Consider the following 10,360-nt stretch of genomic DNA (forward strand, 5'->3'; position numbering starts at 1 on the left):
AGCGCAAGCCAAAGGACGCGCAGGCCAAGGGCTACGTCGATGGGTCCATCGCACGCTCCCATGTGTCCACCGCACGCGTCCTCAAACAGGCCGAGGGAAAAAGACCTTGAAAGGGATGGGTCTTAGGGCCTCAGGGCCCCAATGCCTCGGCGCCCTGCGCACAACCACCGCAGCATGCGTTCCCCGATGCGTGCCTGCGTGCCAATGCCGAGCATCCGCAGCCGCGCAGGCTGGCACGCAGTGCGTGCTCGCCCCCCATTCACCGCACCCACCCATGAAAAGGCCAGGGTCATGACGACCCTGGCCTTTGCAATACGACCCGGCTGCGATGTGCAGCGGACCGGGCGCTGCGATTACAGGGAGCCGATCTCACCCGAAGAGATCTGGCCGGTGCGCACGGCGTCAGCGGCCTGGGCGCTCACGGCAGCGCGGTCTGCGGTGCTCTTGTAGGTCACCACGCGGGAACCGGCGGGCTCCTGGCTGCGGTTCTGGGCCACGCTGGAGGCCTCGGCCTGCACTTCGGCGCGGGTGCGGTTGGTTTCGAACTGCGTGGCGAACTGCGAAGCGTCGGCTTCATCGGCATGGGCGCCGAAGGCGGTGAAAGCGGCGACAGCAGCAACGGAGAGGATGCGAGCGGTGGTGTTCATGATGGATTCCTTGTTTAAAAAAGCGTCTCAGAAAAGCCGCAGGGTGGGGTTCATCAGGCCCGTGCCTTGCGGGTTCGGTGAGTCGCCTTGCGGGTTCGGCTCATCGATGGGATGAACTGTACGCCGCGGGCGTCCAAGGAAAAACCATCTGGTCGCAAACTGACTGTTCCGGTATTGAGAACAATCCTGGGCGCGGTTGGCGCGCTACGGCCACGGCGCTCGCGTCGGCCCCAGCCTCTGCGCGTCACATTCCTGCCATGGGCACGGGGCATGGTTGCGGCTTCGTTTTTCTACGGGTTCCAACATCCATGGCACGACTCTCCACTTTGGCCGCCGGCGCTCTGCTGGCATGCACTGGCGCCGCTACCTTGGCAACGTCCGCCATCGCCCAGCAGGCCTACCCCGCCACCCTGGCCGGCCACGCCGTGCTGCCCGCCATGACGCTGGTGCCCGCCCCGCAGGACGCGCCGGCCGACCTGCAGGTGGCGGGCAAGTTCACCACCCCGCGCCGCGTGGACGCCGTGGGCTCGGTGATGGGCCTGTCGGCCGGGCGGCCCACGGGCGTTTCGCTGCCGTTCCAGGGTCAGCCCCTCCAGGGCCACTCGGGCATCAAGCGCATGGCCGACGGCAGCTATTGGCTGCTGACGGACAACGGCGCGGGCTCCAAGGCCAATTCGCCCGACTTCATGCTGCACCTGAGCCACTACACCGTGGACTTCCAGAGCGGCCAGTTCCACCGGCTCAAGACCATCTTCCTGCACGACCCCGACAAGAAGGTGCCGTTTCGCATCACGCAGGAAGGCACGGACAAGCGCTACCTCACCGGCGCTGATTTCGACCCCGAGAGCTTCCAGTTCGCCGGTGGCGCGCTGTGGATCGGCGAAGAGTTCGGCCCCTTCCTCATCAAGGCCGACCTGAACGGCAAGGTGCTGGCCGTGTTCGAGACGCAGGTCGATGGCAAGACCGTGCGCTCGCCCGATGCCCCCGGCGTAATCCTGCCCGGCGCGCCGGATGCGAAACCCACGCCGTTCCAGGCCAAGCGCTCCAAGGGCTACGAAGGCATGGCCGTCAGCCAGGACGGCAGCAAGCTCTATGCGCTGCTCGAAGGCGCGCTGTGGAACGAGGACGCCAAGGCGTATGAGAACGTGGGCGGCAAGCAGTACCTGCGCGTGCTCGAATTCGACGTGAAGACCGAGCAATGGACCGGCCGCCACTGGAAGTACGTGCTGGAGGCCAACCACCACGCGATTGGCGACTTCAACATGATCGACGGCACCACGGGCCTGATCATCGAGCGCGACAACGGCGAAGGCACGCCGGACAAGGCCTGCCCCGAAGGCGCCAAGCGCACGGACTGCTTCCACGACCTCGCCAAGTTCAAGCGCGTCTACAAGGTCGAGATGAGCGAGGCGAACGTGGGCGGCACGATCCGCAAGGTGGGCTACATCGACCTCATGAACATCCAGGACCCCAAGCGCCTGGCGCGCAAGCCGCTGAACAACGGCGTGCTCACGTTCCCGTTCTTCACCATCGAGAACGTGGACATCGTCGACAGCGCGCACATCGTGGTGGGCAACGACAACAACCTGCCCTTCAGCAGCAGCCGCGACCCGAATAAGGCGGACGACAACGAGCTGGTGCTGCTCGAAGTGGGGGAGCTGCTGCGCGCGAAGTAAGGGGCACCCCCCTGAGACGCTTCGCGTCTTCCCCCCGCTCTCGCGCTGCGCGCGGGCAGGGGGACGCAGCCCTCGCTGCGGGGCAACCCTTGCTCGGCTGCCCGGGCTGGGGCCGCGCCTGTCGCATTCATGCCCTGCAGTTGGCGCGCAGCGCCGTGGACCACTGAATTGACCCTACCGCTGCCGCGCCGCCGCCTCCTCCTGCTGGCAACCGGCCTGGCGCCGCTGGCCGCCTGCGGGCGCAAGGCCCAGCGTGCGCAGGCCGTGCCGCCGGGGGCCACGGTGCTGGCCCTGGGCGACTCGCTCACCGCGGGTGTGGGCGCTTCGGCCAGCATGGCCTACCCAGCAGTGCTGGCACGGCTGACGGGGTGGAAGGTGGTCAATGGCGGCGTGTCGGGCGACACCTCGGCCCAGGCGCTGGCGCGGCTGCCCGGCCTGCTGCAGCAGCACCAGCCCGCGCTGGTGATCGTGAGCATTGGCGGCAATGACTTTTTGCGCCGCCAGGGCAGCGCCGCCACCCGCGCCAACATCCTGCGCATCTGCCAGGACGCACTGGCCAGCCGCGCGCAGGTGCTGCTGGTGGCCGTGCCGGAGCTGACGCTGATGGCCGTGGCCGGCCGGCTCAGCGACCACGCGATGTACGAAGACATTGCGGCCGAGCTGAAGATACCGCTGCACGGCCAGGGCTGGTCGGGCGTGCTGGCGCAAGAGCGCCTCAGGGCCGACCAGATCCACGCCAACGCCGAGGGCTACGCACAGTTTGCACAGGGGCTGGCGCAGACGCTGAAGCGCACAGGGCTGTGGGCGGGCTGACGGCCCGCACGCCGATTGCTCATATTTTGATAGCTGTCAGCGCTTATCCATAAAGCACTGAAGACCAATTTCATTCAAATATCCAGCGCCCAGGCGACGTGCTCGCGCACCAGCGCGCTGGGGTCGTGGGCGCGCGCATGGAGCGCCGCGCGCACCGCCGGGTCGCCGGTGGCGCGCAGGGCATTGCCCAGCGCCACGGCCACGTTGCGCAGCCAGCGCTCGTGCCCGATGCGGCGGATGGGGCCGCCTTCGGTCATGCGCAAGAAGGTGGGCTCGTCCCATGCAAACAGGTGCACCAGCTGCTGGCCCGACAGGCCCTGGCGCTCGTCAAAGTCCGGCAGGCGGCTGACCTCTGCAAACTTGTTCCAGGGGCAGATGAGCTGGCAGTCGTCGCAACCGTAGATGCGGTTGCCCACCAGCGGGCGCAGCGCGAGCGGAATGGCGCCCGCATGCTCGATGGTGAGGTACGAGATGCAGCGCCGCGCATCGATACGGTGCGGCGCGATGATGGCCTGCGTGGGGCATACGTCGATGCAGGCGCTGCAGCTGCCGCAGTGGGCGCTCACGGGTGCGCTCTCGGGCAGCGCCATGTCCACATAGATCTCGCCCAGAAAGAACATCGACCCCGCCTCGCGGTTGAGCACCAGCGTGTGCTTGCCACGCCAGCCCTGGCCGCTGCGCGCGGCCAGCTCGGCCTCCAGCACGGGGGCCGAGTCGGTGAACACGCGGTGGCCGAAAGGGCCCACGGCCCCCGCAATGCGGTCGCTCAGCTTTTGCAGCCGGGCGCGCAGCACCTTGTGGTAGTCGCGCCCCCGGGCGTAGACCGAGACGATGCCCTCCTCTGGGCGCGTGAGGCGCGAGAGTTCTACCGCCTGCCAGCCTTCGGGGGCATCCATGGCCGTGCCGCGCGGCAAATAATCCATGCGCGCCGTGATCACGCTCACCGTGCCGGGCACCAGCTCGGCGGGGCGCGCGCGCTTCATGCCGTGGGCTTCCATGTAGTGCATCTCGCCATGGAATCCCTGGGCCAGCCAGGCCGCCAGGCCGGGCTCGGCGGCAGACAGGTCCACCCCCGCCACGCCGATTTGGGAAAATCCCAGCTCGCGGGCCCACTCCTGCATTTGAGGAACGAGTTGACTGTTGCACCACATACCGGCCAGATTGTAGAAAGCGGCCCCCTCCCCCCCTTGGCCACCCACCACGTGGTGTGGCACAGCGAGGCCGACACCGAGGCCTTGGCCCGCCAGCTGGCCGCGCAGCCGCCGCTGGCCAACGCCTACCTCACCCTGCATGGTGACCTGGGCGCGGGCAAGACCACCCTGGTGCGCCACCTGCTGCGCGCCCTGGGCGTGCAGGGCCGCATCAAAAGCCCCACCTATGCGGTGGTGGAGCCGCACGAGGCGCCGGGACTGCTGATCTGGCACTTCGACTTCTACCGCTTTGACGACCCGCGCGAGTGGGAAGACGCGGGTTTCAGGGACATTTTTGCCAACCCGGGCCTCAAGGTGGCAGAATGGCCGGAAAAGGCCGCAGCGCTTACGCCGCCTGCGGACCTTGCTATCCACATTGAAGCAATCGATGACACCGAAAGGAAGGTCACTCTGCACGCCCACACCGCTTGCGGGCTTGCACTGCTGCAAGGACTCTGACACGCCGTGAAAGAACCCCACAAGCCCGCCCCCCCCGCCAGGCCTCCGTCCCGCCGATCCGTTCTGCAGACGGGCACGCTGGTCCTGCTGCTGGGCGCGCAGCAGATCGCGCGGGGAGCGAGCATCGTGGCGGTGCGCGTGTGGCCCGCGCCCGAGTATTCCCGTGTCACCATCGAATCCGACGGCCCGCTGCGGGCCAAGCAGTTTTTCGTGACCACGCCGCCCCGGCTGGCGGTGGACATCGAGGGCATCGACCTGAGCCCCGAGCTGCGCGAGCTGGTGGCCAAGGTCAAGCCGGACGACCCCAACATCGCTGGCATCCGCGTGGGCCAGAATGCCCCCGGCGTGGTGCGCTTGGTGGTGGACCTGAAACAGGCTGCGCTGCCCCAGGTGTTCACGTTGCCGCCCGTGGCCGCCTACCGCCACCGGCTGGTGTTCGACCTGTACCCGGCCGCGCCGCCGGACCCGCTGGAGTCGCTGATTGCCGAGCGGCTGCGCGATGCCGCCATACCGGGCACCGCCGCGCCTGCCGCCCCCTCCACAACGGTTGCAACGGTTGCGGCCCCGGCGCAGGCTGCACGCTCTGCACAGTCAACTCCAGCCAGGCCCGCCACCACACCGGGCCCCACGGCCGAGCATGACCCGCTGGGCGACCTGATCGCCGAGCGCTCGCAGCGCCGCACCCCGGCGGATACCCCCCAGGTGGCCGGCATGGCACCGCCGCCCGCTGAACCCGCACGGCCCGGCAACCGCGCCACGGCCACGCAGACCGACCGCATCATCATCGTGGCGCTGGACCCAGGCCACGGCGGCGAAGACCCGGGTGCCATCGGCCCCGGCGGCACCCGCGAAAAAGACGTGGTCCTGCGCGTGGCCCACCTGCTGCGCGACCGTATCAACGCCACCACCATCGGCGGCAACCCCATGCGCGCCTACCTCACGCGCGACGGCGACTATTTCGTGCCCCTGGGCACGCGCGTGCAGAAGGCCCGGCGCGTGCAGGCCGACCTGTTCGTCAGCATCCACGCCGACGCGTTCACCGTGCCCACGGCGCGCGGCGCCAGCGTGTTCGCACTGAGCCAGGGGGCCGCCTCCAGCTCGGCCGCACGCTGGCTGGCCAATAAGGAGAACCAGGCCGACCTGGTGGGCGGCATCAACGTGCAGACCAAGGACCAGCATGTGCAGCGCGCGATGCTGGACATGAGCACCACTGCGCAGATCAACGACAGCCTGAAACTGGGCACCGTGCTGCTGGGCGAGATTGGCCACGTGGGCCGGCTGCACAAGCCCCGGGTCGAGCAGGCCGGTTTCGCCGTGCTGAAGGCGCCCGACATTCCCAGCGTGCTGGTGGAAACCGCCTTCATCAGCAACCCCGAGGAAGAGCGCCGCCTGCGCAGCAGTGCCTACCAGGAACAGCTGGCCGACGCGCTGATGCGCGGCATCACGCGCTACTTCGCCAAAAATCCGCCGCTGGCGCGCAGCCGGTCGGTGTAGCCCCCTCCTCTCGCTCCCGCCCTCCACACAGCCCCGCGACCCTGCGCGGAGCGGCCGTTCGCTGCGGCGCCATGAACGGGACGGCGGAATTCCGGGTTGCGCGCACACGCAAGTGCGGGCAAAGTGGCTCCAACGTTCCCATCGCCATCCAGGAGGAAAGCCATGGCCCTGCCCCATGCCCAATCCGGCCAGATCGTCAGCGTGCGCCCTCTGGGCGACCGGCTGAACGAGGCCGTCACCACCGCCATCCTCAAGGCGGGCCAACTTGAAGTGATGCGGGTGGTGCTGCCCGTGGGCAAGTCCATGAAAGAGCACCAGACACCGGGCGAAGCCACCGTGCAGTGCATCGAAGGGGTGGTGGAGTTCGTGAGCGAAGACGGCGTGCAGCGGTTGCAACAGGGCGACTTCGTGCACCTGGCGCCGCGCATGCTGCACGCACTCAAGGCGGTGGAGCCCGCCTCGCTGCTGGTCACCATCTGCCTCCGGCCCGGTTAGTCCGGTCAAACGAAAACCCCCCACAGCGGCCTCCAGAGAGGCTGCCATGGCGGCTGCCAAGCGTCCTACAGGTGCCAGCCCCGGGTGCCTACATCTTGCGCAAATCGACCGGGCGATAGTCCTCTCACAGGTCGTGCAGAAGGGGTTGCAGTCACAGCGCCCAATGTGCCCAGGCCTGATTCCTCAATCACCCAGGACAAAAGGACTCTTGCCATGAAAATCCGTCACCTTCTTCTTGCGACCACCTGCACCGCCGCCCTTGCACTGGGTGGCTGCGCTACCAACCCCACCAACGCCCAGGTGGGCACCGGCGTCGGCGCCGTTGTCGGCGGCGTGGCCGGCAATGCCATCTTTGGCGGCCCGGCAGGCACCATCGGCGGCGCGGCTGCCGGCGCGCTCATCGGCCACGAAGTGGGCGAAGACCGCGATCGCCGTCAATATCGCCGCTAAGGATATTCCAGGCCTGCAGCGGCCTTTTGATAAAAATAGCTGCCAGCGCTTACTGGATAAGCGCTGGCAGCTATTTTTTTGGTAGCAGCCTCAGATGGCGCCGGCCTTGGCTTGCCGCCCGGCACGCCAGGCACCAAAGATGGCGATCAGGCCCGGCACGAAGATCAGCGCCCAGATGATCTTGTCCAGGTGCTCGCGCACAAAGGGCAGGTTGCCGAAGAAGTAACCGGCCGTGCAAATGCCCAGCACCCACACCAGCGCGCCGCCCACGTTGTAGGCGCTGAATTTGGCGCGGTTCATCTCGGCCACGCCGGCCACAAAGGGCGCGAAGGTGCGGATGAAGGGCATGAACCGCGCCAGCACGATGGTGATGCCGCCGTACTTTTCGTAAAAGTTGTGCGCTTGGTCGAACGCACGGCGGTTGAACCAGCGCGAGTTCTCCCACTGGAACACCTTGGGCCCGAAATAGCGGCCGATGGAGTAGTTGCACTGGTCCCCCAGAATGGCCGCAACGATGAGCAGCGAGCAGGCCAGCGGGAAGCTCATCATCCCGGCGCCGCACAGCGCGCCCACGATGAACAGCAGGGAATCGCCCGGCAAAAATGGCATCACCACCACCCCGGTTTCCACGAACACGATCAGGAACAGCAGCGCGTACACCCACGCGCCATAGGTCTGCACGAACATCTCCAGGTATTTGTCGACGTGCAGGATGAAGTCGATCAGGAAGGTGACCAGTTCCATGGGCAGGCCGGTGGGAGGGCCACCGGGCAGTGAAGAAAAAACAGCGGGCATTATCCCCATCACCCACGGTGCCCGCGCCGATGTCCCTGCGCCCCTGCGGTCCTAAAATGCCCCGGGTGAACGACGCCTCCACCCTCTCCGCCGCAGCGCCAGCCGCCCCTTCCAGCCCCCCCACGCGCCGCCCCATCCGCGACCTGCCTGACGAGCTGATCAGCCAGATCGCCGCCGGTGAGGTGGTGGAGCGCCCCGCGTCGGTGGTGCGCGAACTGGTGGACAACGCGCTCGATGCGGGCGCCACGCAGATCACCCTGCGCCTGTCGGCCGGGGGCGTGCGCCTAATCACCGTGGAAGACGACGGCGGCGGCATTCCGCAAGAAGAGCTTCCCGTGGCCCTGCGCCGCCACGCCACCAGCAAGATCACCAGCCTGAACGACCTGGAAACCGTGGCCACCATGGGCTTTCGGGGCGAAGCGCTGGCCGCCATTGCTTCGGTGTCCGAGATGTCGCTGCTATCACGCCCTGCCGCCCAGGCCAGCGCGTTTTTGCTGGACGCCCGCAGCGGCGAGCTGCGCCCCGCCGCGCGCAGCACTGGCACCACGGTGGAGGTGAAGGAGCTGTTCTTCTCCACCCCCGCGCGCCGCAAATTCTTGAAGACCGACGCCACCGAGCTGGCGCACTGCATCGAATCGGTGCGCCGCCATGCGCTGGCCCGGCCTGATGTGGGCTTTGCCATCTGGCACGAGGGCAAGCTGGTGGAGCAGTGGCGCGCGACCTTTGTACCCGGCCCGGGCAGCGACGTGCAGGAAGCACTGGCCCGCCGCCTGTCGGACGTGCTGGGCGAGGACTTCGTCACCCAGTCCGTCGCCGTGCAGCACCGCGTGGGCCCCGTCACCGTGACCGGCCGCGCGGGCCTGCCCGACGCCGCCCGTTCGCGCCCCGACCACCAGTATTGCTACGTCAACGGCCGCTTCGTGCGCGACAAGGTGCTGACCCACGCCGCGCGCAGCGCCTACGAAGACGTGCTGCACGGCCACAAGCAGCCCATCTACGCGCTGTATGTCGAGATCGACCCGGCGCGCGTGGACGTGAACGTGCACCCCACCAAGATCGAGGTGCGATTCAGGGACAGCCGCGAGGTGCACCAGGCCGTGCGCCACGCGGTGGAAAACGCGCTGGCCGCGCCGCGCGCTGCGGCCCTGGCGGCTGCGGCGGCCTCTGCGCCGGCTAATACGCCAGCAACTGCGCCAGACGTTTCAGAGCCAAAACAGCCCTCACCGCTTATCTGGCAAGCGCAGTCTGCTATCAAATTTGATGATTCACAGCGCGGCCACCGCGTGCAGGATCTGCAGGCCCTGTGGGGACCGCGCAGCACCACCACCACCGCCGAGGCCGAGGTGCCCGCCCCGGCCGCCACCGGGGGCCTGTGGGCGCCATCGGCCCAGCCTCAGCCATCGGCCGCAGGCCTGGATTCCGCCGCATCTGCAGCCCTGCCCACAGCGCCAGCGCAGCCAGCAGCCACCGCCCTGCCCAGCGGCACGGGCACCACCGCCACAGACACCAGCGCCCCCTGGCCCCTGGGCCGTGCCGTGGCGCAGCTGCACGGTGTCTTCATCCTGGCCGAGAACGCCCAGGGCATGGTCATCGTCGACATGCACGCAGCGCACGAGCGCATCGTCTACGAGCGCCTCAAGGCCCAGGTGGACGGCGGTGCACGCATTGCCAGCCAGCCCCTGTTGATCCCCGCCACCTTCGCCGCCACGCCGCAGGAGGTGGCCACGGCCGAAGAGTCCACCGACGTGCTGGCCATGCTGGGCATGGAAGTGGTGCCCTTCTCCCCCAAAACCCTGGCCGTGCGCGCCGTGCCTACCACCTTGGCGCACGGCGACCCCGTGGAACTGGCCCGCAGCGTGCTGGCCGAACTGGCCCAGCATGACGCCACCACCGTGGTGCAACGCGCCCGCAACGAAATCCTGGGCACCATGGCCTGCCACGGCGCGGTGCGGGCCAACCGCAGGCTCACCATCGACGAGATGAACGCGCTGCTGCGGCAGATGGAGACGACCGACCGCAGCGACCAGTGCAACCACGGCCGCCCCACCTGGCGGCAGCTGTCCATGAAGGAGTTGGACGCGCTGTTCCTGCGCGGGCGCTAGGGGCCCTCTGCACGAATCACCGCGCCGTGCGCATCTGCGGCCTCGGGCGGTCTGCGGCGCCCACTTGCCGCTCGATTCGTGCAGAGGATCCCTAGCGGCCAAAAAAAAATCGGCCCCGAAGGGCCGACAGGCTGATGCAGTGAGGCGCGGAGATGGCAACCGGCGCTGCGCAAGGCCAGCGCCCCCGCGCAAGGGCCGCCCCGCCGCGCCGGGGGCGTCCCCCTTCCCGAATGGCGCAG

General features: G+C 68.2%; 10 protein-coding genes. 7 read left to right on the forward strand and 3 right to left on the reverse strand.

Features of this window, described 5'->3' with window-relative positions; all coding sequences use genetic code 11:
* Positions 1–353 precede the first annotated feature (353 nt).
* A complete protein-coding gene (locus tag ACOQFS_RS18485) occupies positions 354–647 on the reverse strand; it encodes a DUF4148 domain-containing protein (RefSeq protein ID WP_421564294.1) in 294 nt (97 codons plus the stop codon).
* A 308-nt stretch (positions 648–955) separates the two neighbouring features.
* Between ACOQFS_RS18485 and ACOQFS_RS18490 the strand changes: the two genes are divergently transcribed.
* On the forward strand, positions 956–2,323 hold the full coding sequence (locus ACOQFS_RS18490) for an esterase-like activity of phytase family protein (RefSeq protein WP_421564295.1): 1,368 nt from the start codon (positions 956–958) through the stop codon (positions 2,321–2,323).
* Between the two features lie 168 nt (positions 2,324–2,491).
* Entirely contained in the window at positions 2,492–3,136 is a 645-nt protein-coding gene (locus ACOQFS_RS18495) for a GDSL-type esterase/lipase family protein (RefSeq protein WP_421564296.1), read from the forward strand.
* Between the two features lie 74 nt (positions 3,137–3,210).
* On the opposite strand, the gene queG is transcribed toward ACOQFS_RS18495, so the two are convergent.
* On the reverse strand, positions 3,211–4,257 hold the full coding sequence (gene queG / locus ACOQFS_RS18500; RefSeq protein ID WP_421564297.1) for a tRNA epoxyqueuosine(34) reductase QueG: 1,047 nt from the start codon (positions 4,255–4,257) through the stop codon (positions 3,211–3,213).
* A 12-nt stretch (positions 4,258–4,269) separates the two neighbouring features.
* Between queG and tsaE the strand changes: the two genes are divergently transcribed.
* From tsaE to ACOQFS_RS18520, 4 genes are all read left to right on the forward strand, one after another.
* Positions 4,270–4,785 carry a tRNA (adenosine(37)-N6)-threonylcarbamoyltransferase complex ATPase subunit type 1 TsaE gene (gene tsaE / locus ACOQFS_RS18505; RefSeq protein ID WP_421564298.1) on the forward strand — a complete coding sequence of 172 codons (516 nt, stop codon included), beginning with the start codon at positions 4,270–4,272 and terminating at the stop codon, positions 4,783–4,785.
* Between the two features lie 6 nt (positions 4,786–4,791).
* Positions 4,792–6,279 carry an N-acetylmuramoyl-L-alanine amidase gene (locus ACOQFS_RS18510; RefSeq protein WP_421564299.1) on the forward strand — a complete coding sequence of 496 codons (1,488 nt, stop codon included), beginning with the start codon at positions 4,792–4,794 and terminating at the stop codon, positions 6,277–6,279.
* Positions 6,280–6,441: 162 nt separating this feature from the next.
* Positions 6,442–6,774 carry a cupin domain-containing protein gene (locus ACOQFS_RS18515; RefSeq protein WP_421564300.1) on the forward strand — a complete coding sequence of 111 codons (333 nt, stop codon included), beginning with the start codon at positions 6,442–6,444 and terminating at the stop codon, positions 6,772–6,774.
* A gap of 213 nt (positions 6,775–6,987) precedes the next feature.
* On the forward strand, positions 6,988–7,224 hold the full coding sequence (locus ACOQFS_RS18520; RefSeq protein ID WP_421564301.1) for a glycine zipper 2TM domain-containing protein: 237 nt from the start codon (positions 6,988–6,990) through the stop codon (positions 7,222–7,224).
* Positions 7,225–7,314: 90 nt separating this feature from the next.
* On the opposite strand, the gene ACOQFS_RS18525 is transcribed toward ACOQFS_RS18520, so the two are convergent.
* On the reverse strand, positions 7,315–7,968 hold the full coding sequence (locus ACOQFS_RS18525; protein WP_421564302.1) for a DedA family protein: 654 nt from the start codon (positions 7,966–7,968) through the stop codon (positions 7,315–7,317).
* Positions 7,969–8,075: 107 nt separating this feature from the next.
* On the opposite strand from ACOQFS_RS18525, the gene mutL reads away from it, so the two are divergent.
* Positions 8,076–10,121, forward strand: a complete 2,046-nt coding sequence (gene mutL, locus ACOQFS_RS18530; RefSeq protein WP_421564303.1) for a DNA mismatch repair endonuclease MutL — start codon at positions 8,076–8,078, stop codon at positions 10,119–10,121.
* The last annotated feature ends 239 nt before the right edge of the window (positions 10,122–10,360 follow it).

Origin of the sequence: Paracidovorax sp. MALMAid1276 (genome assembly GCF_049198005.1) — a bacterium.
GTDB lineage: Bacteria > Pseudomonadota > Gammaproteobacteria > Burkholderiales > Burkholderiaceae_C > Acidovorax.